General features: G+C 62.8%; 18 protein-coding genes and 2 pseudogenes. 5 read left to right on the top strand and 15 right to left on the bottom strand.

What is annotated here, in order from left to right:
* Nucleotides 1–25: 25 nt before the first annotated feature.
* The 3 genes from ampE to ACFY9W_RS00385 all read right to left on the bottom strand — a co-directional run bounded on the left by ampE (nucleotide 26) and on the right by ACFY9W_RS00385 (nucleotide 3,664).
* Complete coding sequence (gene ampE / locus ACFY9W_RS00395) at nucleotides 26–856, bottom strand: regulatory signaling modulator protein AmpE (protein ID WP_391124257.1); 831 nt, start codon at nucleotides 854–856, stop codon at nucleotides 26–28.
* Entirely contained in the window at nucleotides 853–1,425 is a 573-nt protein-coding gene (ampD, locus tag ACFY9W_RS00390) for a 1,6-anhydro-N-acetylmuramyl-L-alanine amidase AmpD (RefSeq protein ID WP_391124254.1), read from the bottom strand. Before ampD ends, ampE begins: the two co-directional genes overlap by 4 nt.
* An 88-nt stretch (nucleotides 1,426–1,513) precedes the next feature.
* Nucleotides 1,514–3,664, bottom strand: coding sequence for a DUF1631 family protein (locus tag ACFY9W_RS00385; protein WP_391124251.1), 2,151 nt, complete (start codon nucleotides 3,662–3,664; stop codon nucleotides 1,514–1,516).
* 242 nt (nucleotides 3,665–3,906) lie between these two features.
* Between ACFY9W_RS00385 and nadC the strand changes: the two genes are divergently transcribed.
* The gene (gene nadC, locus ACFY9W_RS00380) at nucleotides 3,907–4,755 is read left to right on the top strand and encodes a carboxylating nicotinate-nucleotide diphosphorylase (protein ID WP_016713265.1); all 849 of its coding nucleotides are present in this window, start codon (nucleotides 3,907–3,909) and stop codon (nucleotides 4,753–4,755) included.
* A 175-nt stretch (nucleotides 4,756–4,930) separates the two neighbouring features.
* On the opposite strand, the gene trxB is transcribed toward nadC, so the two are convergent.
* Nucleotides 4,931–5,893, bottom strand: coding sequence for a thioredoxin-disulfide reductase (gene trxB / locus ACFY9W_RS00375; protein WP_391124248.1), 963 nt, complete (start codon nucleotides 5,891–5,893; stop codon nucleotides 4,931–4,933).
* 331 nt (nucleotides 5,894–6,224) lie between these two features.
* Here trxB and cysZ point away from each other — a divergent pair, with 331 nt between their 5' ends.
* Nucleotides 6,225–6,953, top strand: a complete 729-nt coding sequence (gene cysZ / locus ACFY9W_RS00370) for a sulfate transporter CysZ (protein ID WP_391124245.1) — start codon at nucleotides 6,225–6,227, stop codon at nucleotides 6,951–6,953.
* A 185-nt stretch (nucleotides 6,954–7,138) separates the two neighbouring features.
* Here the strand turns inward: cysZ and ACFY9W_RS00365 are convergent.
* Nucleotides 7,139–7,555 (bottom strand): annotated as a pseudogene (locus ACFY9W_RS00365) (methyl-accepting chemotaxis protein); the annotation flags it as partial.
* A gap of 177 nt (nucleotides 7,556–7,732) precedes the next feature.
* Nucleotides 7,733–8,326 (bottom strand): annotated as a pseudogene (locus ACFY9W_RS00360) (PAS domain-containing protein); the annotation flags it as partial.
* Between the two features lie 307 nt (nucleotides 8,327–8,633).
* Here ACFY9W_RS00360 and ACFY9W_RS00355 point away from each other — a divergent pair.
* Nucleotides 8,634–9,830: a glycosyltransferase gene (locus ACFY9W_RS00355; RefSeq protein WP_391124242.1), complete on the top strand. Its 1,197-nt coding sequence runs from the start codon at nucleotides 8,634–8,636 to the stop codon at nucleotides 9,828–9,830.
* A 48-nt stretch (nucleotides 9,831–9,878) separates the two neighbouring features.
* On the opposite strand, the gene ACFY9W_RS00350 is transcribed toward ACFY9W_RS00355, so the two are convergent.
* On the bottom strand, nucleotides 9,879–10,361 hold the full coding sequence (locus ACFY9W_RS00350) for a glutathione peroxidase (protein WP_391124239.1): 483 nt from the start codon (nucleotides 10,359–10,361) through the stop codon (nucleotides 9,879–9,881).
* A 145-nt stretch (nucleotides 10,362–10,506) separates the two neighbouring features.
* Complete coding sequence (locus ACFY9W_RS00345) at nucleotides 10,507–10,992, bottom strand: FKBP-type peptidyl-prolyl cis-trans isomerase (RefSeq protein WP_391124236.1); 486 nt, start codon at nucleotides 10,990–10,992, stop codon at nucleotides 10,507–10,509.
* On the opposite strand from ACFY9W_RS00345, the gene ACFY9W_RS00340 reads away from it, so the two are divergent.
* Both ACFY9W_RS00340 and pta read left to right on the top strand, forming a co-directional pair.
* Nucleotides 10,991–11,293, top strand: a complete 303-nt coding sequence (locus ACFY9W_RS00340; protein WP_391124233.1) for a DUF3565 domain-containing protein — start codon at nucleotides 10,991–10,993, stop codon at nucleotides 11,291–11,293. The genes ACFY9W_RS00345 and ACFY9W_RS00340 overlap by 2 nt on opposite strands.
* A gap of 31 nt (nucleotides 11,294–11,324) precedes the next feature.
* On the top strand, nucleotides 11,325–13,412 hold the full coding sequence (gene pta / locus ACFY9W_RS00335; protein WP_391124230.1) for a phosphate acetyltransferase: 2,088 nt from the start codon (nucleotides 11,325–11,327) through the stop codon (nucleotides 13,410–13,412).
* Nucleotides 13,413–13,542: 130 nt separating this feature from the next.
* Here the strand turns inward: pta and ACFY9W_RS00330 are convergent, their stop codons facing one another.
* The 7 genes from ACFY9W_RS00330 to ACFY9W_RS00300 form a co-directional block, all read right to left on the bottom strand.
* Entirely contained in the window at nucleotides 13,543–14,265 is a 723-nt protein-coding gene (locus tag ACFY9W_RS00330) for an OmpA family protein (RefSeq protein ID WP_016501466.1), read from the bottom strand.
* Nucleotides 14,266–14,374: 109 nt separating this feature from the next.
* On the bottom strand, nucleotides 14,375–15,019 hold the full coding sequence (locus tag ACFY9W_RS00325; protein ID WP_391124226.1) for an MBL fold metallo-hydrolase: 645 nt from the start codon (nucleotides 15,017–15,019) through the stop codon (nucleotides 14,375–14,377).
* An 18-nt stretch (nucleotides 15,020–15,037) separates the two neighbouring features.
* Nucleotides 15,038–15,385, bottom strand: a complete 348-nt coding sequence (locus ACFY9W_RS00320) for a type II toxin-antitoxin system ChpB family toxin (RefSeq protein WP_019472461.1) — start codon at nucleotides 15,383–15,385, stop codon at nucleotides 15,038–15,040.
* Nucleotides 15,382–15,660, bottom strand: a complete 279-nt coding sequence (locus ACFY9W_RS00315; RefSeq protein ID WP_391124223.1) for an AbrB/MazE/SpoVT family DNA-binding domain-containing protein — start codon at nucleotides 15,658–15,660, stop codon at nucleotides 15,382–15,384. The genes ACFY9W_RS00320 and ACFY9W_RS00315 overlap by 4 nt, the downstream gene beginning before the upstream one ends.
* Nucleotides 15,661–15,834: 174 nt before the next feature.
* On the bottom strand, nucleotides 15,835–16,527 hold the full coding sequence (locus ACFY9W_RS00310; protein WP_391124220.1) for an ATP-binding protein: 693 nt from the start codon (nucleotides 16,525–16,527) through the stop codon (nucleotides 15,835–15,837).
* Nucleotides 16,524–18,131 carry a response regulator gene (locus ACFY9W_RS00305; RefSeq protein WP_391124217.1) on the bottom strand — a complete coding sequence of 536 codons (1,608 nt, stop codon included), beginning with the start codon at nucleotides 18,129–18,131 and terminating at the stop codon, nucleotides 16,524–16,526. The genes ACFY9W_RS00310 and ACFY9W_RS00305 overlap by 4 nt, the downstream gene beginning before the upstream one ends.
* A gap of 159 nt (nucleotides 18,132–18,290) precedes the next feature.
* A complete protein-coding gene (locus ACFY9W_RS00300; RefSeq protein WP_391124214.1) occupies nucleotides 18,291–21,008 on the bottom strand; it encodes a LuxR C-terminal-related transcriptional regulator in 2,718 nt (905 codons plus the stop codon).
* Nucleotides 21,009–21,220 lie beyond the last annotated feature (212 nt).

The raw sequence follows: 21,220 nt of genomic DNA, 5'->3' as shown, positions 1-21,220 counted from the left end.
CCCGCGAAGAAGCCAATGAATGGCCTCAGACCAGCACGGTCCAGAGTGCAAACCCGGCATACCACAGCACCGCACAGCGCAGCAGCAGTTCCCACAGGCTGTCCAGCCGCCCCAACCCACGCTGGCTGTCTTCTTCCTCGGGAATATCGTCGGCAATGCGCCCTACCCTGGCCACCAGGTGCGCAGCGCTGATGTGCCAGTTGAGCACCTCATGCAGCATCACCCGCGTGACCGCGAGGAAGTTGCCCACCAAAGCAAAGCTCAAGGCCAGCAAACGAACCGGCAACCAGTCCATGATATGCCGCAGCTGTTCGGCACGCGCCTTCAACGCCGGCTGCTGGCTGTGCTCGCCGCACAGCGCCAGCAGGCGGTAAGCCAACGCAGCCCCCGGGCCCAACACGAAATACCAGAAGATCACCGCAAAAAAGCCCTGGTACACCTGCCACAGCAGGTTGCCCTGCACGCGCACCAACAGGCTGTGCGGCTCGTCGGCTGCCAGGCCCAGGTCACGCTCCGCAACATGCAGCGCTGCCTGGTCATCACCACGCCGCCAGGCATCGCGGAACGGCCCAAGCGAAGCCTTGGCATCGCCACGGCCCAGGCTATAGACCAGCACCAACAGGTGTACCGGCAAGGCCAACAGCCCATACGCTACCGGCTCCAGCACATGCAGCAGCAACACCAGCAGCGCTACCGGTGCCAGCACCAGGATGGCCAGCGTCCACAAGGGGTGAACCTTGCCGCTGCGTTCCAGCCGCACCAACTCGCCAAGGAAAAACCCGTCACGCTGCACTTGGTGACGCAGGGCCGAAAACTTCTCGACCCACAGCGCCAGCAGCAACACCAGAAAACTCATGCCTTGTCCTCTTTGTGCAACAACGCTTCGCGGTAACGCGGCCAATCGAAGGACGGGCCGGGGTCGGTCTTGCGTTGCGGGGCAATGTCGCTGTGGCCCTGGATGCGACCCAGGTCGATGGCAGGCCAGGCACTGCGAATGTGTTGGGTGAGTTGCTCCAGCACGGCGTACTGGGCATCGGTATAGGCCAGGTCGTCAGTACCTTCCAGCTCGATACCGATAGAGAAGTCATTGCAGCCTTCGCGCCCGTCGAAACACGACACACCCGCGTGCCAGGCGCGGTCGAGCAGTGACACAAACTGGGTCACTGCCCCGTCACGTTCGACAAAAATGTGTGCCGATACGGTCAGGTGGTTGATGCTGGCGAAGTAAGGGTGCTCGGCTGGGTCCAGGCGGTTCTGGAAGAATTGCTGCACCTTGCCGGTGCCGAAACAGGCTGGCGGCAGGCTGATGTTGTGGATCACCAGCAGGGAAATCGATTCGCCGTCGGGGCGGGCATTGAAATTCGGCGAGGGGCAGTGGGTGATTCCGATTCCGTGGAACCAGCCAGTGGCACGGTCCAATTGCATGGGGCAGATCCTGAAAGCGCCGTGAACAGAGCCACAGTATGCCCTGCTGTCAACGCCGTGTGCATGTGAATGATTGTAATGTTGCCACCTACTGCGCCTGCGCCTGCCGTAGCCCGTCGAGCACCGCCTCCAGTGCCCGCTCGAACAACAACCCGTCATCCAGCACCCGCACATCGCCTCGGTGCAGTGCCTGGGCCAGGCCGGTTCCGTTCCACTCACGTACTTTCATGCCGGTGCGGTTGGCAAATACAAGCCGGTCGCTGCTACCAATGCGCGCTACCAGTTTGCAGCGCAGCGCTTCGTCGTCATCGCGTACTTCAACCCAGGTACCGATACGTAAGCGCTGCACTTGGCGCATCGCCAGTGCCTGTCCGTCGGCAATGTGCAGCGGTGCGCAGGCTGGCTCTTCGGCAATCGCCAGCACAATGTCCGCGTCCACCAGCACTTCGACAACCTCATTACCAGTGGGTAGCTTGGTGCCTGAGCAGGCACGCAGGTGCAATTGTTCCAGTTGCAAGAAGAATTCACGGGTTGCCGCCGAATCCAGGGCCACGCTGGCCAAGCCATCACGCAGTGCCTTGAGCAAGCCCGGCACCTGCTGCAACAGGGTTTGCGGCTCGTGCCCGGGGGTGATGCTGGCCAATAGCGTGTCCAGGGTATGAAGCGCATCCCGCCAGGGCTGGGAGGCCTCGCCCTGCTTGAGCCAGGCCAGCAACAGCACCTGGCTCCAGGCCTGCACCACCATGTGCACCACCACCTGCGGCAAAACGCGGCCACGCAGGCGCTGATTGAGCACGTGCTGCACCTGCTGCCTGGCCTGCAATGTGCGGGCCCGGCCCTCTTCGGCATCGCGGGTGCGTTGTTCCAGCAATTCGTTGCGCCGCCGTTCCTCCTGGTTGAAGGCAAGGAAATCGTCGAGCAACTCGGCAAACAGGCCGCAATCTTCGACAAAATCATTGAGCAAGCGCTGGACGATACGCTCTACCCGCACATGCAGGTTGTCACGCAGGCCTTTGCTATCGCATTCCCAACCAATGGCCGCGCCCGCGATCTCGTTGAGCAGCCGGCGCGCCGGATGGCTGGCCCGGCTGAACAGCGCCTTGTCCATCAGCGCGACCTTGAGCATGGGAATATGCAGGCGCACAAGCAGCGCGCGCAGGCTGGCTGGCAGGTTGTCATCGCCCTGGATATAGGCAAACAGCAAGGCGACCAGGTTGATCATGTCCTCGTCCGCCACGTCGATGCGCCGGCGCGTGCCGCTGCGCACACTGACCCGCAACAACAGCTGCTCAAGCTGTTGGCCAAGGTCGAAGTCATCGGCCTCATGGGTGGCGGGTACGTAGTGCTGCAAATGCGACAGTAGCCTCAGCAGGTCGGCGGTACTGATCGGCCGGGCGGCAGCCACGGCCTGCAATCGAGGTGCAAACTGCCCGCGTGCCGGGGCCAGCAGCGCTTGCATCGAGGCGAAGAGAGCCTGCCCTGCCGCGTCGGTGCCCACGTCTTGCCCAAGTTTCATTGGCCCACGTTGTGCGCGCATGCATCGGTCTTCGGTGCGCCGGCGCGGTGCCGGTTGCAGCTCGGGCAGTACACCAGCGGCGCCCAGCAGCTGGTTGGCCTCGCCATAGATCATGTCTGCATCGCGCAGCACATAGCGCTCGAACAGTTTCAGCAGCACCAGCTTGACCCGCAGCCCAACCCCCAGGTTGCGCCCTGCATCCAGGAAGTAGCCACATAAAGCGGTGGGCCCCAAAGGGTTGTGCTGTTCGTTCAGCGGCCGGTCGAGCAACGCCTGCAAACGCAGGTTCAACTGTTGCAGGGCAATGCCATCGCGTGACAGCACCCTTGCCACCATGCCCTCGATAGCAACGGCCCGCTCCACCTGGGCCTTGCTGCGCGGCTTGCCTGGCTCGGCAAGGCTCGCCAGCAGGTCGACCTGGCCGATACGCACGAAGGTGTCGTAGAACGTATCCAGAAAGCCACGTTCAATGCTCTTGCGCTTCAGGCGCAGGTCACGCATGGCCTCGAAGTACAGGTTCCGGTCACAGCGGTCGACCGACTTGTCGGCCATTTCGAAGAGCGTGTCGTCGGCGTTGTCGAACAAATCCTGCAGGCCCTGGCGCAACTGCAGGGCAGCCTTGTCGCGGACCTGCAGCAGCAATACAGGAAGGCAAGGCAGAGGCATACGCCCCCCTCGGTCGTTGGCTGCCGCCAAGGACACCAACTTGCCTTCTTTATGCATCCTGGATTCCTTGCAGGGTGTCTTGCCCGGAATGGGCCAAGATCGTCAAAGCTATGACGCCAAATACTGGGCGCTATTATCGGTAAAAAAACGCACAGCTGCCAGCGCCGATTCACCGGCTGGCTAATGACCCGGATTAGCTCCGATTGCTCACTGCGCCCGACCAAAGGTCATCGCCAAGGCGGCTGTACACACCAGCCCCCTGCCCTATAATCGCGGGCATCTAGCTTGTGGAGCCGACCATGCCGAACCTACGCCTTGCCGACCTGACCGCCGAAATCGAAGCCAACGTACGCCGCGCGCTGCTGGAGGACATCGGCAGTGGCGATATCACCGCGCAGCTGATCCCGGCCGAGCGCCTGGCCAAGGCCACCATCATCACCCGTGAAGACTGCGTGATTGCCGGCACCGCGTGGGTCGATGCCGTGTTCCGCCAACTCGATCCACGCGTGGCGGTGCACTGGCAGGTGGCCGACGGTGAACGTGCCACGGCCAACCAGCCGCTGTTTCACCTGGAAGGCCCGGCCCGTTCGCTGCTGAGCGGTGAGCGCAGTGCGCTGAACTTCCTGCAGATGCTGTCGGGCGTGGCTACCCGTGCACGCTTCCTGGCCGACCTGGTGGAGGGTACTCAGGTTCGCCTGCTGGACACTCGCAAAACCCTGCCAGGCTTGCGCCTGGCACAAAAGTACGCGGTGACCTGCGGCGGCTGCGATAACCACCGCATCGGCCTGTACGACGCGTTCCTGATCAAGGAAAACCACATCGCCGCCAGTGGTGGCGTAGCCGAAGCCGTGGCTGCGGCGCACCGCATCGCGCCGGGCAAACCGGTGGAAATCGAAGTGGAAAGCCTGGATGAATTGCGCGAAGCGCTGGCCGCTGGCGCGGACATCATCATGCTGGATGAGCTGAACCTTGAAGAAATGCGCGAAGCGGTGCGCATCAACGCGGGCAAGGCCAAGCTGGAGGCCAGCGGCGGGGTCAATGAAACAACCCTGCGTGTGATTGCCGAAACCGGCGTGGACTACATCTCGATCGGCGCCATGACCAAGGATGTGAAGGCGGTGGACCTGTCGATGCGGTTGAGCCTGTGAGCTGACCGCAGGCAATAAAAAACCGGCCATCGAGCCGGTTTTTTTGGGGTTGCCCAAGGCCCTATCGCCGGCAAGCCAGCTCCCACAGGTCAGGTGCAAGACCTGAGGACAGTGCAGTACCTGTGGGAGCTGGCTTGCCGGCGATGGGCCGCAAAGCGGCCCCGGCGATCCTGGATCAGAACGAGGCGTTGGCCAGGCCGTCCAGGTAACGCTCAACGTCCAGTGCCGCCATGCAACCGGCGCCGGCCGAGGTAATGGCCTGGCGGTAAACGTGGTCAGCCACGTCACCCGCAGCGAACACACCTTCAACGTTGGTGGCGGTGGCGTTGCCTTCACGGCCGCCGTTCACCACCAGGTAGCCGTCCTTCAGGGTCAGCTGGCCTTCGAACAGCGAGGTGTTCGGCGTGTGGCCAATGGCGATGAATACGCCGTCGACCTTGATTTCGTCGCTGCTGCCGTCGTTGTTCTTCAGGCGCGCACCGGTCACGCCCATGTTGTCGCCCAGCACTTCGTCCAGGTTGGCGTTGAGCTTGAGCTCGATCTTGCCTTCGGCCACACGGGCATTGAGCTTGTCGACCAGGATCTTCTCGGCGCGGAAGGTCTCACGACGGTGCACCAGGGTTACCTTGCTGGCGATGTTGGCCAGGTACAGCGCTTCTTCCACGGCGGTGTTGCCGCCGCCAACCACAGCAACCGGCTTGTTGCGGTAGAAGAAACCGTCACAGGTGGCGCAGGCCGAAACACCCTTGCCCATGAAGGCCTCTTCCGACGGCAGGCCCAGGTAGCGGGCGCTGGCACCGGTGGCGATGATCAGCGCGTCGCAGGTGTATCTGCCGCTGTCACCCTGCAGGGTGAACGGTTTGTTGGCCAGATCGACGGCATTGATGTGGTCGAAGACGATTTCGGTCTCGAAGCGCTCAGCGTGCTCCTGCATGCGCTGCATCAGGGCAGGGCCGGTGAGGCCGTGGGGGTCGCCTGGCCAGTTGTCGACTTCGGTGGTGGTGGTCAGCTGGCCGCCGGCCTGCATGCCGGTGATCAGCAGCGGCTTGAGGTTGGCGCGGGCAGCATAGACTGCAGCGCTGTAACCGGCAGGGCCGGAACCGAGAATGATGACGCGCGAATGACGTACTTCAGACATGTCGAACTCCTGTCGAGCGGGCCGCACGGGCCGGCATCGTTGTACCGGCTGCGCCAGCTGGAAATTTAAAACGGACCCACGCAGCACTTGGGGAAGGCTACAACGCGCAGGCCCGAAAAGCGGAAAGTTGAGCGCACTGTAGCGAGGTCGCAAAGATTAAGGAAATATCCTTAGACAATCCACCTCATAGCCATCGTCTATGCTGCGATTTCATCGATAAACAAGCCCCTGGCGCTTTTGTTACATCCCGTTTCCCGCCCGCTACCCGCCTTTCGTCGGCGCGGCAAACTCGGTAAGGTCAGCGCGTTTTCCTTCTCTGCGGAGTCTCCCGATGCAAGCCCCTGTCCTCTCTGGCCCCCAATACCTGCGCGAAGGCCTGAAACTGGTGCTGAGCCCCAACCTGCGGTTGTTCGTGCTGCTGCCGCTGGCGGTCAACCTGCTGCTGTTCGGTGGCCTTGTCTACTTCGCCGGCCACCAGTTCGGCCTGTGGCTGGATGCACTGATGCCGACGCTGCCGAACTGGTTGAGCTTCCTCAGCTACATTCTCTGGCCGCTGTTCGTGGCCTTGCTGCTGCTGATGGTGTTCTTCACCTTCACCCTGGTGGCCAACATCATCGCCGCGCCGTTCAACGGCTTTCTGGCGGAAAAGGTCGAGGTGGTGGTGCGTGGTGAAGACACCTTTCCGGCGTTCAGCTGGGGCGAGCTGGTGGCCATGGTGCCACGCACCTTCAGCCGCGAGATGCGCAAGCTGGGCTACTTCCTGCCGCGTGCAATTGGCCTGTTCATCCTGTCGCTGATCCCGGTGGTCAATGTGGTGGCCGCGCCGCTGTGGCTGATGTTCGGGGTGTGGATGATGGCCATCCAGTACATCGACTACCCGGCGGACAACAACAAGATGAGCTGGCAGAACATGCTCGCCTGGCTGCGGCAGAAGCGCTGGCAATCGCTGGGCTTTGGCGGCATTACCTACCTGGCGTTGATGATTCCGGGGGTAAACGTGCTGATGATGCCGGCAGCGGTGGCCGGGGCTACGTTGTTCTGGGTGCGGGAACGCGACTAGTTTCTGCATGCTGGCGCGGTCCCTGTGGGAGCGGGCATGCCCGCGAAGCAGGCTCCGCGGTGGATGGCACGGGCTTCGCCCGTGTTCGCGGGCAAGCCCGCTCCCACAGGTATGGCTTCAACTTTTAGATTTTGAGCAGGACAGTTAGTCCCACAAGGGCCGTGTCACGGCCCTATCGCTGAACTTCACTGCCCCAACCGGCTGGAAAACTGCCCCACCACATCCACCACCCGCTTGGCCCCGTCCTGGATCTCGACAATCACGTTACCGGTCTCGTCAGCCAGCGCCAGCCCCTGCTCCGCCTGGCGTTTGCTGGTATCGATGATCTCAACCGCCGCCTGCGCCAGTTGCTCGTTCTGCTTCACCACCCGGGCGATTTCCTCGGTGGCGGTGCTGGTGCGCGACGCCAGTTGGCGCACTTCGTCGGCAACCACGGCAAAGCCACGCCCCTGTTCGCCCGCGCGGGCCGCTTCGATGGCCGCGTTCAGCGCCAGCAGGTTGGTCTGCCCGGCAATGTCGCTGATGGTCTTGATGATCGAGCCGATCACCCGCGATTGGGTATCCAGCGCCTGGATGCCCTCGGCCGCCTCCTGCATCGAAGCTTCCAGGCCGCGCATCACGCTGACAGTCTGGGTAACCACATCAGTAGCCTTCTGGGCGCTGACATCGGTACCCAGCGAAGTGTTGTAGGCAACATCTGCCGCCTCCGCCACTGCCATCTCCTGGTTGACCTGGTCGGTAATCACAGTGGCGAACTTGACCACTTTGTACAGCACGTCGTGGGCGTCAAAGATAGGGTTGTACGAGGCCTCCAGCCAGATCACCCGGCCATGGGCATCGATGCGCTTGAAGCGTTCAGCAATGTATTCCCCACGGCGCAGCTTGTCCCAGAACGCCTGGTAGCCGGCCGAATTGGCCTCCTCTGGCTCACAGAACATGCGGTGGTGCTTGCCGCGAATCTGCTCAAGGCGGTAGCCGACGGTAGCCAGGAAACGGTCATTGGCAGTGAGGATGGTGCCGTCGAGGTTGAACTCGATCACGGCGGTGGAGCGCATCAGTGCCTTGATCAGGCTTTCATGCTCGCGCGAGGTCTCGATGGTACGGGTGAGGTCGCTGGAGTGCAGGGTGAAATACTTGATGCGCCCTTCACTGTTCTTGACCGGCTGCAGGATCGAGCGCAGCCAGGCTTCCTGGCCATTGCCACGCAGCAGGCGGAAGGCGCCGTTCAGGTGCTCGCCGCGGCTGATCGCGCTTTTCATGCGCTGGTAGAAGTCCAGCGACTTCACATGGCCGGGGACGATGTCCTCGATGTTGCGTCCAAGCAATTGTTCGGCACGGTAGAGCATCTCGCTCTCGAAGTTGCCGTTGACCATCTCGATCCGTCCTTGGGGGTCGAGCTGAAGTACCAGCATCTCGTTGTCGAGACTGCTCTTGACCTGCTCCACAGACATCAGGTCTTCGCGCAGTTGCCGGATTTCTTGCTTGAGCTTGCTGTTGAACATCACCGCTCTCCCGGAGCGCATCACCTAGTCGAATGCATCTGCATCGGCTGGCGAAGCGCCTTTCTTGAGAGACGCGCAAGGAAATATTCTCAAAGCCCGAGGCGACGGTGGTCAGGCGTCATCTGCATGTCACATGGCGGTCACATAGGCGCAACCGAGTAGGCGGAAACTTTTTGTCATGAATACACCCGCCCTGCGCATTACCCTGGTCAGCGAAACCTTTCCACCTGAAATCAACGGCGTGGCCAACACCCTTGGCCGCCTCAGCGAAGGGTTGCGCCAACGCGGCCACGACGTCGAGGTAGTGCGCCCGCGCCAGACCGGTGAAGGGCCAGCGCACAACGACCCGAACCTGATGTTGTGCCGCGGCTGGGCGCTGCCTGGCTACCCGGGCTTGCAGTGGGGCGAGGTGTCGATGCACAAGTTGCTGCGCCGCTGGCGCCGGCAACGCCCGGATGTGCTGTACATCGCTACCGAAGGCCCGCTAGGGCTCAGCGCCCTCCGTGCGGCCCGGCGCCTGGGGGTGGCGGTGGTCAGCGGCTTCCATACCAATTTTCCGCAGTATTCCGGCCAGTACGGGCTGGGCCTGCTGGCACGCATGCTCACGCACTACCTGCGCTGGTTCCACCGGCGCACGGCCATCACCCTGGTGCCTAGCCTCAGCCAGCGCCGGGAGCTTGAACGCCGTGGTTTCGAGCGCCTGGAGTTGCTGGCCCGGGGTGTCGATGCCTGCCTGTTCAACCCTGCCCGGCGCAGCGAAGCGCTGCGCGAAAGCTGGGGGCTTGGGCCGGACGATATCGCCGTGCTGCATGTCGGCCGGTTGGCAGCGGAAAAGAACCTTGGCTTGCTACGGCCTTGCCTTGAGGCACTGCAGAAAACTTATCCACAGAAACGCCTGCGCCTTGTTTTTGTCGGTGACGGCCCACAGCGGGCCGCGCTTGAGCAGCAATTGCCGGATGCGGTGTTCTGTGGTGCCCAGCGCGGTGAGGTGCTGGCCGAGCACTATGCCAGTGGCGACCTGTTCCTGTTCCCAAGCCTGACCGAGACGTTTGGCAATGTGGTGCTTGAGGCCATGGCCTCGGGGTTGGCGGTAGTTGCCTACGATGAGGCGGCCGCTGCGCAGCATATTCGCCATGGCCACAGCGGTGCGCTGGCCATGCCGGGGGACCAGGCCGCGTTTATCGACTCGGCTTGCTGGCTGCTGGAAGAAGAGGAAACGTTGCGTCGGGTGCGCCTGAATGCGCGGCAGCATGCCAGCCGCCAGGGCTGGCCGGCGATTGTCGAGCAGTTTGAGGGGCATTTGCAGGCAGCCCGCAGTCAGGTTGCTGCTTCACCTACAAATGCTGGCCCCATCGCACTCAAAACTCGAACCTGAAGGTTACGTGTTCCTGTGGGAGCGGGCATGCCAGCTCCCACAGGAACTTCAGGCCAGTGCCTTCTCGATGGCCTGCACCACCGTCGGATCATCCGGCGCCGTGCGCGGCGAAAAGCGCGCCAGCACCCGCCCATCCTTGCCGACCAGAAACTTCTCGAAGTTCCAGGTGATGTCGCCGGGGAACTCGGCCCCCTCACCTGCCAGCAGGCGGTACAACGAATGGCGCTGCGGCCCGTTGACTTCCAGCTTGCCTCCCAGCGGGAAGCTCACGCCGTAGTTGAGGCTGCAAAAATCCTGGATTTCCTTTTCGCTGCCCGGCTCCTGCCCGGCAAACTGGTTGCACGGCAGGCCCAGCACGTTGAAGCCCTTTTCCTTGTAAACCTGGTAGAGGTTTTCCAGGGCCTTGTATTGCGGCGTAAGACCGCATTTGGAGGCAACGTTGACCACCAGCACCACTTGGCCCTTGAACGGAGCGAGGGGCAGTTCCCCGCCGTTCAGCGCGTCCAGTTTCAGGTCGTGAAATGCACTCATGATGACATCCCCTCTCAGGTTCCCGGTTGCCGCGCAGGCGAATTCCGCCCACTAAAAAGGCGCTCGTCCAAACCGTCCCCCTCCCGTAGGAAGGCAAATCGGCTTGCCCGAGCGCCTGGCGACTTTCTGAGCTTAGCGCAGAAAATCAGTGGTGATGGCCACCTTCGCCGTGGATGTGACGGTGAGCGATTTCTTCGTCGCTGGCGTCACGCACGTTGACAACCTTGACCTGGAAGGTCAGGCGCTGGCCGGCCAGCGGGTGGTTGCCGTCAACGGTGACGTCGTCGCCGTCGAGGTCACGGATGGTGACGATCTGCATCTGGCCGTCCGGCGCCGAAGCGTGGAACTGCATGCCCACTTCCAGCTCGTCCACGCCTTCGAACATGCTGCGGTTCAGGGTGCTTACCAGCTCGGCCAGGTATTCGCCGTAGGCGTCTTCCGGCTCGATGGAAACATTCAGCTCGTCACCGGCTTGTTTGCCTTCCAGGGCTTTTTCCAGGCCCGGAATGATGTTGCCGGCACCGTGCAGGTAAACCAGCGGCGCGCCACCGGCGGAGCTGTCGATGGTCTCCCCGGCGTCGTTGGTCAGGGTATAGTCGATGGAGACTGCCTTGTTGGCGGCGATCAGCATGGGGCAAGACCTTTTGCAAAAGTATGTAGAGCGGACAAGTGTAACCAAGCCATCGCCCGATTGCGAACGCACTGCGGACGAGCAACGGCCCATCAGTCGGATCACCGGCTTCCATCAGGACGAAGAAGGCCACTGGGTGGCCGAACTGTCCTGCGGCCATACCCAGCACCTGCGCCACCAGCCGCCGTGGCAGGCACGCCCCTGGGTGCTCGACCCGGCCCAGCGTGCGCAGCACATCGGCCAGCCTTTCGCATGCGGCTGGTGCGCACAAGGGGCCGATAGCGCTACCCTTGGCCGTTAATTTCTTGCACCGCTTATTTCGAGAAGCACGCATGCAGACATTTTTCATTGCGCCGACCGACTTTGGCGTCGGCCTGACCTCCATCAGCCTGGGCCTGGTGCGCACCCTTGAACGCGCAGGCCTCAAGGTCGGCTTCTTCAAGCCGATCGCCCAGCCCCACCCGGGTGACACCGGCCCCGAGCGCTCGACCGAACTGGTAGCCCGTACCCACGGCATCAAGCCCCCTGTGCCCCTGAGCCTGGCCCAGGTCGAGCGCATGCTCGGCGACGGCCAGCTGGACGAGCTGCTGGAAGAAATCATCCGCCTCTACCAGCAAGCCTGCATTGGCAATGACGTGGTGGTGGTCGAGGGCATGGTGCCCACGCGCCACGCCAGCTATGCGGCGCGGGTCAACCTGCACCTGGCCAAGAGCCTGGACGCCGAGGTGATCCTGGTGTCGGCACCGGAAAACGAAGTGCTCAGCGAATTGTCCGGCCGGGTCGAGCTGCAAGCCCAGCTGTTCGGCGGCCCACGCGACCCGAAAGTGCTCGGGGTCATCCTCAACAAGGTGCGCACCGACGAAAGCATGGCGGACTTCGCCACCCGCCTGCGCGAGCATTCGCCCCTGCTGCGCGGCAACGACTTCCGCCTGCTCGGTTGCATTCCGTACCAGCCAGAGTTGAATGCCCCGCGCACCCGCGACGTGGCCGAGCTGCTGGGTGCCCAAGTGCTCAACGCCGGTGACTATGAGCAACGGCGCATGAGCAAGATCATCATTTGCGCACGCACCGTGGCCAACACGGTGCCGCTGTTGACCTCCGGTACCCTGGTGGTAACCCCGGGCGATCGCGACGACATCATCCTTGCTGTCAGCCTGGCGGCGATCAATGGCGTGCCGCTCGCCGGGCTGCTGCTGACCAGTGACAGCAAGCCCGACGCGCGCATCCTTGGCTTGTGCCGCGGTGCGCTGCAGGCTGGCCTGCCAATCTTGTCGGTCGGCACCGGCTCGTACGACACCGCCAACCAGCTCAATTCGCTGAACCGCGAAATCCCGGTCGACGACCGCGAGCGCGCCGAGTTCATTACCGATTTTGTCGCCAGCCACCTCGACGCGGCCTGGCTGCACCAGCGCTGCGGTACCCCACGTGAAATGCGCCTGTCGCCGGCGGTGTTCCGTTACCAGTTGATCCAGCGGGCACAGCAGGCCAACAAGCGTATCGTCCTGCCGGAAGGCGCCGAGCCATTGCTTGTACAGGCTGCGGCCATCTGCCAGGCCCGTGGCATTGCGCGCTGCGTGCTGCTGGCCAAGCCCGAGGATGTCGACGCCGTGGCCCGCGCTCAGGGCATAACCTTGCCGCCAGGCCTGGAAATCCTCGACCCCGAGCTGATTCGCGGGCGCTATGTAGAGCCGATGGTCGAGCTGCGCAAGAGCAAGAACCTCAATGCACCGATGGCCGAACAGCAACTGGAAGACCCGGTGGTGGTCGGCACCATGATGCTTGCCCTGGACGAAGTGGACGGCCTGGTTTCGGGCCTGGTGCACTCCACCGCCAACACCATCCGCCCTGCCCTGCAACTGATCAAGACCGCGCCGGGCTCTAGCCTGGTGTCGTCGGTGTTCTTCATGTTGTTCCCCGAGCAGGTGCTGGTGTACGGCGACTGCGTGATGAACCCGCACCCCAGCGCTGCCGAGTTGGCAGAAATCGCCCGGCAGAGTGCTGAATCGGCGCAAGCCTTCGGTATCGCGCCACGGGTGGCGATGATCAGCTATTCCAGCGATTCGGCCAGTGATGAAGAAGTGGGGAAAGTGCGCGAAGCGACGCGCCTGGCACAGGGTGCAGCGCAGCAGTTGCTGATCGATGGGCCATTGCAGTATGACGCGGCGGCCAACCCGGCGATTGCACGGGAGCTGGCGCCGGATAGCCCGGTGGCCGGGCGCGCCACGGTCTTTGTGTTCCCTGACCTGAATACTGGGAACACCACGCACAAGGCGGTGCAGCGCAGTGCAGATGGGGTGAGCCTTGGGCCGATGCTACAGGGGTTGCGCAAGCCGGTGAACGACCTGCCGCGCGGGGCTCAGGTTGACGATATCGTGCATACCATTGCCTTGACTGCCATTCAGGCCAGCGTGGTGCGCTAGAAGCTGGGGCTGCTCTGCAGCCCTTCGCGGGCTTGCCCGCTCCCACAGGGATAGCGAACTTCTGCCCCGAACGCGCATCCTGTGGGAGCGGGCGAGCCCGCGAAGGGCCGCGCAGCGGCCCAGGGGTCAATCAGGGATACTGCTGAACCTGGCCTTGCTGCTGGTCATACTGCTGACCCGGAATCGGCTTCAGGTTGACTTCCACACGGCGGTTCTGTGCACGGCCATTGGCGTCGGCGTTGCTGGCAATCGGCTGGTCCGGGCCCATGCCACGAACCGAAATACGCGAGGCATCCACACCCTGCGAGGTCAGGTAAGTGCTGACTGCCTGCGCACGGCGCTGGGACAGGTCCATGTTGTGCTGACGGCTGCCAGTGCTGTCGGTGAAGCCGACCACTTCGATGGTGTTCTGGTTGAACTGCTTGAACGAGCCAGCCAGATTGTTCAGCGGCGAGTAGAAGCTTGGGGCGATGTTGGCCGAGTCGGTGGCGAAGGTGATGTTGCCCGGCATGATCAGCTTGATCTGGTCACCCTGGCGCTGAACTTCCACACCGGTGTTGGCCATCTGCGCACGCAGCTCGGCTTCCTGCTTGTCGGCGTAATAGCCGTAACCGGCAGCGGCAGCACCCACCGCAGCAGCGCCGATCAGTGCACCCTTGCCACGGTTGTTGTGGTCGATGGCGGCACCGGCGATGGCACCGGCCAGCGCGCCCAGGCCGCCGTATTTGGCGGTCTTGCTCATCCCCGTGGAGCCCTGTGCCTGACCCTGGTTGTCATAAGGGTTCTGGCCGGCACAGCCGGTCATCAGGGCAGCGGCGGTTGCGACGATAATCAGACGACGCATGGTGAACATGGACAAGCTCCTACTGAAATTCATAAATGCGGCAGATCACAAACGGATCTATGCCAGCCTTGGATTGCATCGGCAATGAAAAATTCAATGAAAGTGCCTTCATGTGCCATCAGGCACGGACGAAGGGGTTTTCACGCATCTCATCGCCCAGTCGGGTATCGGGCCCATGGCCAGTCACCACGATGGCCTCTTCGTCCAGCCGGTACAGCCGCTCCTTGATGGAACGCACGATGGCACGCTGGTCACCACCCCACAAATCCGTGCGGCCAATGCCACGGCGGAACAGGGTGTCACCGGCAATCAACAGCTTGGCATCGGCGAACCAGAAGCTCATCGAGCCCGGCGTGTGCCCTGGCGTGTGCAGCGCCACACCACAGCCACAGGCCAGCTCTTCGTCATCGCCCAGCCAGCGGTCGGGGGACGGTACCGGTGTGTAGGGAACACCGAACATCTGGCACTGCATCTCCAGGTTGTCCCACAACACCTGGTCGTCCTTGTGCAGGTGCAGGGTGGCGCCGGTCAGCTCCTTCAGTTTGCCCGAGGCCAGGAAGTGATCGAAGTGCGCGTGGGTGTGGATGATGCTCACCAGCGTCAGGCCGTGGGCCTGCAAGCGCGCCAGGATCTTGTCCGGGTCACCGCCCGGGTCGACGACGATGGCCTTTTTGGTCAAGGGGTCGCCGATCAGGGTGCAGTTGCATTGCAGGGGGCCTACGGGGAAGGTTTCGCGGATGAGCGCGGGCGATGGATTGTGCATGGTGAATACGGGAACCGGTTAATCGAATAGGGTTTGCACTCGGGCCAGTGCATCCAGGATGACGACTTCGGGCACCGACTCTACGCGCTTGGCGAAGCGTGCTTCAAGGTCGACTGTGCGGACCTGGTTGCAGAGCATCACCCCCTGAGTCTGCGTGCCAGCACCGCTGAGCGTCACTGCGAAACCCGCATGTCTTGCAAAATCACCACCTTGGGTGATCGGGACGATCACTGCCAGACCTGACGCATTGAACGCCGCCGGTGTGAGTACCAGTGCGGGTCGCCCCTCACCCTGTTGTTCTCGCCCCACTGTGGGGTCGAGGTTGACGCGAACGATATCGCCCCTGGCGAATTTCACCCGCTTCAAACTTCACGTCCCACTGGGCGCATCGCATTCCAGTCGGCCATGTCCTCTGGCTCCGGTGCGTTCAGGTCGCACTGGGCCATCAATTCCTCAAGGGTGTATTGGGGTTTAGATCGGACGGGCTTGAGCACCATCGTTTCTCCCGCTGTGTCCAGGCTCAGGGTGGAGCCGACACCGAGGCGCATCTGTTTGAGCACTGCCGCCGGCAAGCGGATGGCAGCGCTGTTGCCCCACTGCTGAATCTTGATCTGCATGAGTATCTCCCAAGGTAGATACATAGTAGAAACCCTCCAAGCGATTGCAAGCGAAATGTAGAAACGTCGTATCTACATTGTCACCTGTCAGGACCGGACAAAAGCCCTGCAACCTCAAGAAGGAAATCTCCTACATCACCTTCGGAAGCCACCTTCCAACTGCAAAAAAAAAAAACGAAACGCAAGCTCAGCCAGTTATCAAGGCAAAAACAACCTGAACAACCCACCCCCAAGCGCCCCACCATTGGAAATCTCGATCCGCCCACGCACCCCGCCGCTTTCATGCAGCGCTGCAATCCGCGCCGCAAAATACAGCCCCAGGCCGGTACTGCCGCTGGTCGAGTCGATGCCCTGGATGTACTCCTCCTGGCGTTCGAGCATGTGCTTTGGATAACCCGGGCCATCATCGTTTACACAGATCGCCAGCTGGTTGTCTGCTTCTTCGATGGTGATCAGCAAGGCATGCCCGGCAAAGCGAGTGGCGTTGGTAATGACGTTGGCGATCACCGAGGCCACCAGTTCGCGGTCGAAGAAACCCAACGGGTTGTCGGTGTCGATGCGCCAGGTGGCGAGGATGTCGTTGTGTTTCAGCACTTCCTGGTGCGCTGCCAACTGGGCCTCGATGAAGTCGTCCAGCTCATGGTAGTCCGGGCACACCGGTAGCTGGTTGATGCCCAGTTTGTAAAGCCCAAGCAGTTGCACCAGCATGCCGTTGAGGTGGCGAAACTCGTGCTCCATGATCCCCTGCTCGGCACCGCCTCGCAGCTCTTCGGGCAAGCGTTCCATCCACTGGTTGTGGGACTGGATCAACGCGGACAAAGAGCTTTTGAGGTCGTGCACGGTGGAGGCGATCACCGTGGAAAAATCCAGCCCCTGGTTGTCTAGATTCATGCGCCGAACACTCGGATGTGCAGTTTGCGGTAACGGTCATAGCGATTGTCGCTGGCAGGGATGCCGGCCACGCTGGTCAAGGCGTCCTGGCACTCCTGCATGATCGCAGGCTGGGGGTTGTCACCGCCGATGCGCAGCAGCGCCTGGGCGGTGTTGAGGGCGATGCTGATGTTCTTCGGCTGCATACCCAGCGCCTTGCGGAACAGTTGCAACGCCTCGCCAAGCTGCCCTCCCTGGTAACTGCGCACACCCTGGCGATTGAGGGTGACCGCTTCGGTAATGGCGTTGAGCACAGTGGGGTCGTCGGTCAGCTTGCCCACTTTCTCCATGACCTTTGGGTCATCGCCATAGCTTTCCACACAGCTTTTCAGCACGCCGATGGCGGCGGCTTCCTGGCCCATTGCCTGCAACTGCGCGGCAACGGTAAGGGCCGAATCGACCGAGAAGAACTGGTTCATCTTGTCCAGGCGCTGGATCGCCTGCTCAGTCAGTTTGGCGGCCGTTTCCGGGTCGCCAGCCTGCTGCAGGCTGGCGGCCTTCATCATCCGCGCACGCACCTGCAAGCCCTGGTCTTCGGGGTTTTCCTTGGCCACCTCACTGAGCGTGGTGTTGATCTCGACCCGGGTGCGGGCGTCGAGGCCAAAGCCTGCGTTCTTGCTCATTAGCGCCTGCACCAGGCCGAGGTTGTTTTCGGCATCCTTGTAGCGCGAACTCTGCCCTTGGTTAACCGCATGGCGGAACGCTTTGGATGCGCTCTCGAAGTCTTCGTTTTCCAACGCCAGTTTGCCCAGCGTGGACTGTCGGCGCACCGACAGCGGCGACAGGCGCACGGCTTCTTCAAGCAGGTTTTGCGCCCGCTTGGTATCGCCCTGCGCCACCAGCACCTCGGCCATGCCGTCGTAGAGGCCTGGCATGATCGGGAACGCCTTGAGCGCCTGCTCGTACACACCCTGGGCCTGGGCATTCTGGCCACGCTTGTGCATCAGGGCGCCCAGCGCTGCGTACACCCAAGGTTGCGGACGGCTGGCCAGGATGGCCTTGAGGAATTTTTCCAGTTCTTCGAAGCGGTTGAGGTTGCGCAGGGCATCGGCCCGATAGCGCAGGCACAGCGGGGCCAGGCGCGGGTCCTTCTTGCACAGCTCGGCACAGGCCGCCAACACTTCGGCCGGGCGATTGCGGTCCAGCGCCTGCAGGATCGGCTTGAGCAGCGTCTTGCGCTGGAACAGCTTCTCGACGCGCTGGGCCAGGCCAACCCGATTGAACGGCTTGGTCAGGTAGGCATCAGGCTCGTGCTCGATGGCGCTGAGGACAATGGCCTGGCTGCTCTCGGCCGTGACCATGATGAACACGCACTCATGGCTGATGTGCTTGTCGATGATCAGGTCTTCGAGCACCTGCTGGCCGTTCTTCTTGCCATCGCCCAGGTGGAAGTCCTGCAGGATGAAGTCATAGCGTTTCTGCGCACACATGCGCAGCGCCTGTTCGCCGCTGTCAGCGGTGTCCACGTCGCGCACGCCAAGCTCGCGCAGCATGGAACGGGTCGACGTGCGAAAGTCGGTAAAGTCGTCGACGATCAGAAAGCTTTTTTGCCCGTACTGCAGCATCAACACGACCTGCCTTGGAATGATTGAAAAATCGCGCGAGGCGATGCCACCGATCGCTGTATCGGCAGCTGGTCGGGAAAGATGAGGGTAGAGCATTGCCGGCCACAAACCATGGCCTCAGGCCATCACTTTAGCGGGCAATGTGATACAGAGCCAGTATCAGGCCAGCAGCCCCAGGGATTTCGCCTTGGCCACCGCCTGGGTACGCCGCTCCACCCCCAGCTTGCTGTTGATGTGGCTGGCGTGGGTCTTCACCGTGTGCAGGGAAATGAACAGCCGCTCACTGATCTGCTGGTTGGAACAGCCCTGGGCAATCAGTTCGAGCACGGCCAGCTCGCGGCCGCTCAGCGCTTCACCGCTGCCCGTGCTGGCGCTTGGCAGCGGCGGCAGGCACTTGAGCAGTTCGGCCTGTACCGGGCAGGTGGCACCTGCCTGCAGTTGCTCGTGAAACCAAAGCGGGTGCTTTTCCAGTAGCGGCTGGAACGGTTGCAGCACGCCCCCCTGTGCGGCCTCAAGCAAGCCTGGCAGCAACTGCGCGGCCTGCCCTTCGCGGCCTTCGTCCAGCAGCAGGGAGACCCATTGGCACAGGGCGCTGACGGTGAGCATCATGCCGCCATTGGCCTGCCCCCGCTCGACCAGGCTTGCCAAGCGTTGTGCAGCGTCGTCGCCACGTAACTGGATACGCTCGAGCAGCGCCTGCTGCAGCGCAATGTGCAACGGCAACAGTGGGTGGAACTCCGGTGCTGCCGCTGGCTGCTCACCGCCATAGGTCTGGCCCAGACGCAGCAGCCACGACTCGGCCAGGTCGGTGCGCCCCTGGGCCAGCCAGAGTTCGCATTTGACCAGGGTAATCATGGCCAGGTAATAGACCGGGGGGACGTCCCAGATATGCATCAGGCGCTCAGCCTCGGCCAGCTCGGCAAAGGCCTCGGCAAAGTGCCCTTCCCGCCCATCGAGCGTGGCGATCACGCAATGGCCGATGAGCACACTGATGTCCCGGCAGGCCCGCGCCTCGCCCAGCCCCGCGCGCAACCGCGCACGGCCCTGGGCCGGTTGCAGGCGCGAAACCAACAGATAGCCTTCGTAAAGCGTCAGGCGTGCGCGCACGGCGTACAACCGCTGTGCCGAAAGCCCTTGCAGGCGTTGCAGCCCTTGGCGCACTTCGTCCAGCGCCCGCAATACTTCGCCACGGGCGTGCAGCACACGCGCCCGGTCGTAATGGGCCAAGGCCTCGAACAACGGGTTGCCGACTCGCTGGGCCAGCTCCAGGGCTTCCCGGTTCCAGCCGCGGGCCCGCCAGAAATCACCATCGGCGATGGCCAGGTTGGACAGCGTCGACAGGCACACCAGGCGTTGGCCATAGCGCTTGCTCGGTAGGCTCTGCAGCGCTTCACCGCAATAGGCCAGGGTGCGCTCGCGGTCGCCACGGCCACGGGCTATGACCCCACTCAGCGCCAACCACTGGGCCAGCATCGACTTTTGCGCGGTCGCCGAAGGCGCGGGCAGAAAGCGGCTGAGGTAGCCGGCCAGTTCCTCGGCCGCGTCCAGCTGGCACGCCAGGCCCAACGCCCAGCTGTACAGCACGATCAACCGGGGCGTGCTGATCAGCAGGCTGTCGGGGAGGTCCATCTTCCAGCGCAGCAACATGCCAACGTTCTGTTCGGCCAGCAGTTGCTCTTCGGACAAGCTTTGCACCAGGTCGGCAGCAACATCGAGGTGGCCGGCACGCAGCGCCTGCTCCACCGCTTCGTCCAGCAGGCCCTGGGTTTCGAACCAGCGGCACGCCCGCAGGTGCAGGCCGGCCAGCGGTTCGCTGGCTTGGCGGCTGCGCAGCAGGTCGGAAAACAAGTGGTGGTAGCGGAACCAGTGGCCATGCTCGTCCAGCGGCACCAGGAACACCTGGTGCGCCTGCAGGAAGCGCAGCACTGCGGCACTGTCGTGGCGGCCCCGCACGGCATCGCAAAGCTGCGCGCAGAAACGCTCCTGACTGGCCGTTTCGTACAGGAAGGCCTGCACATCGGCGGGCAGCATGTCGATGACTTCTTCAAGCAGGTAGTCGCGGATCAGGCCCTCGCCGCCATGCAATGCCTGGGGCAAGGCCTGCTCGTCGGCGCTGTCGCTGGCCGCCAGTTGCCAGAAGCGCAACCCGGCCACCCAGCCATCGCTACGCTGGATCAGGTTGTCCAGCGCCTGGCCACGCAGGCCGGTGGGCTGGCGACCGATCACTGCCAACGACTCATCTGCCGTAAGGCGCAGCTCCTGTTCGTTAAGTTCGACCAGTTGCCGTGAAAGGCGCAGGCGCGCCAGATGCCAGTCAGGGCGCTGGCGGCTGGTGACCAGCAGCACCAGGCCAGCGGGCAAGTGATTGAGGAAAAACTGCAGGCAGCGGTCAAGCACCGGCCCCTGGGCGAGGTGATAGTCGTCCAGCACCAGTAGCACCGGCGTATCGGCTTGCAGGTACAGCGCCAGCTCGTCGAGCAGGCCGTCGAGCCACTCTTCGAAGGCGAACGGCTGGTGGCGCTGGCGCATTTTCAGCAAGCCCATCGCTTGGCCCCCCAGGGCCGGGCAGTACTGCTGCAGGCCTTCGAGCAAGCGCTCAAGGAAACGGCCAGGGTCGGCATCCCGTTGGCTCAGGCCCAGCCAAAGGCTGCGCCAGTGCTGAGGCAGCGCTTCGCAAAATTCGATGGCGAGGGAGCTTTTACCGAAACCGGCCGGCGCATTTACCAACAGCAAGCGGCCGCCGAGGCCGGCGCGCAGACGTTGGCACAACCGTAGACGTGGCACATGGCCGTCCGGCAGCGGCGGCCGGAAGAAACGCCCGTCCAGCAGGCCCAGGGCCTGGCTGGTGAATCCATGCGTACGGGACAGGTCTGTCATGGCCGGCTCATTCTGGGTGGAAGACTACGGCGTTATGGATGCTTGCGAGACTAGCCGGTAACGCAGCGCATTTGAAGATGATGGGCGCTATTGGTGTGGAAAAGACTGCGACAAAAAGCAACATGGCTGATGGACAAGGGCTGGGGCGGGGGGTTGGGTGGGTATTCAGCAGACTTATTGCCTGCTCCGGCCTCTTCGCGGGCATGCCCGCT

Source organism: Pseudomonas sp. NPDC008258, from assembly GCF_042956345.1.
In the GTDB taxonomy this organism is placed as follows: Bacteria; Pseudomonadota; Gammaproteobacteria; order Pseudomonadales; family Pseudomonadaceae; genus Aquipseudomonas.
The sequence above is the reverse complement of the archived record's forward strand: the minus strand, read 5'-3'. Positions and strand labels throughout refer to the sequence as shown.

Excerpts from the sequence above, each read along its gene's own strand:
- ampE (WP_391124257.1), bottom strand. The coding sequence starts at position 856 with ATGAGTTTTCTGGTGTTGCTGCTGGCGCTGTGGGTCGAGAAGTTTTCG.
- ampD (WP_391124254.1), bottom strand. The coding sequence starts at position 1,425 with ATGCAATTGGACCGTGCCACTGGCTGGTTCCACGGAATCGGAATCACC.
- ACFY9W_RS00385 (WP_391124251.1), bottom strand. The coding sequence starts at position 3,664 with ATGCATAAAGAAGGCAAGTTGGTGTCCTTGGCGGCAGCCAACGACCGA.
- nadC (WP_016713265.1), top strand. The coding sequence starts at position 3,907 with ATGCCGAACCTACGCCTTGCCGACCTGACCGCCGAAATCGAAGCCAAC.
- trxB (WP_391124248.1), bottom strand. The coding sequence starts at position 5,893 with ATGTCTGAAGTACGTCATTCGCGCGTCATCATTCTCGGTTCCGGCCCT.
- cysZ (WP_391124245.1), top strand. The coding sequence starts at position 6,225 with ATGCAAGCCCCTGTCCTCTCTGGCCCCCAATACCTGCGCGAAGGCCTG.
- ACFY9W_RS00355 (WP_391124242.1), top strand. The coding sequence starts at position 8,634 with ATGAATACACCCGCCCTGCGCATTACCCTGGTCAGCGAAACCTTTCCA.
- ACFY9W_RS00350 (WP_391124239.1), bottom strand. The coding sequence starts at position 10,361 with ATGAGTGCATTTCACGACCTGAAACTGGACGCGCTGAACGGCGGGGAA.
- ACFY9W_RS00340 (WP_391124233.1), top strand. The coding sequence starts at position 10,991 with ATGGGGCAAGACCTTTTGCAAAAGTATGTAGAGCGGACAAGTGTAACC.
- ACFY9W_RS00345 (WP_391124236.1), bottom strand. The coding sequence starts at position 10,992 with ATGCTGATCGCCGCCAACAAGGCAGTCTCCATCGACTATACCCTGACC.
- pta (WP_391124230.1), top strand. The coding sequence starts at position 11,325 with ATGCAGACATTTTTCATTGCGCCGACCGACTTTGGCGTCGGCCTGACC.
- ACFY9W_RS00330 (WP_016501466.1), bottom strand. The coding sequence starts at position 14,265 with ATGTTCACCATGCGTCGTCTGATTATCGTCGCAACCGCCGCTGCCCTG.
- ACFY9W_RS00325 (WP_391124226.1), bottom strand. The coding sequence starts at position 15,019 with ATGCACAATCCATCGCCCGCGCTCATCCGCGAAACCTTCCCCGTAGGC.
- ACFY9W_RS00315 (WP_391124223.1), bottom strand. The coding sequence starts at position 15,660 with ATGTATCTACCTTGGGAGATACTCATGCAGATCAAGATTCAGCAGTGG.
- ACFY9W_RS00310 (WP_391124220.1), bottom strand. The coding sequence starts at position 16,527 with ATGAATCTAGACAACCAGGGGCTGGATTTTTCCACGGTGATCGCCTCC.
- ACFY9W_RS00305 (WP_391124217.1), bottom strand. The coding sequence starts at position 18,131 with ATGCTGCAGTACGGGCAAAAAAGCTTTCTGATCGTCGACGACTTTACC.
- ACFY9W_RS00300 (WP_391124214.1), bottom strand. The coding sequence starts at position 21,008 with ATGACAGACCTGTCCCGTACGCATGGATTCACCAGCCAGGCCCTGGGC.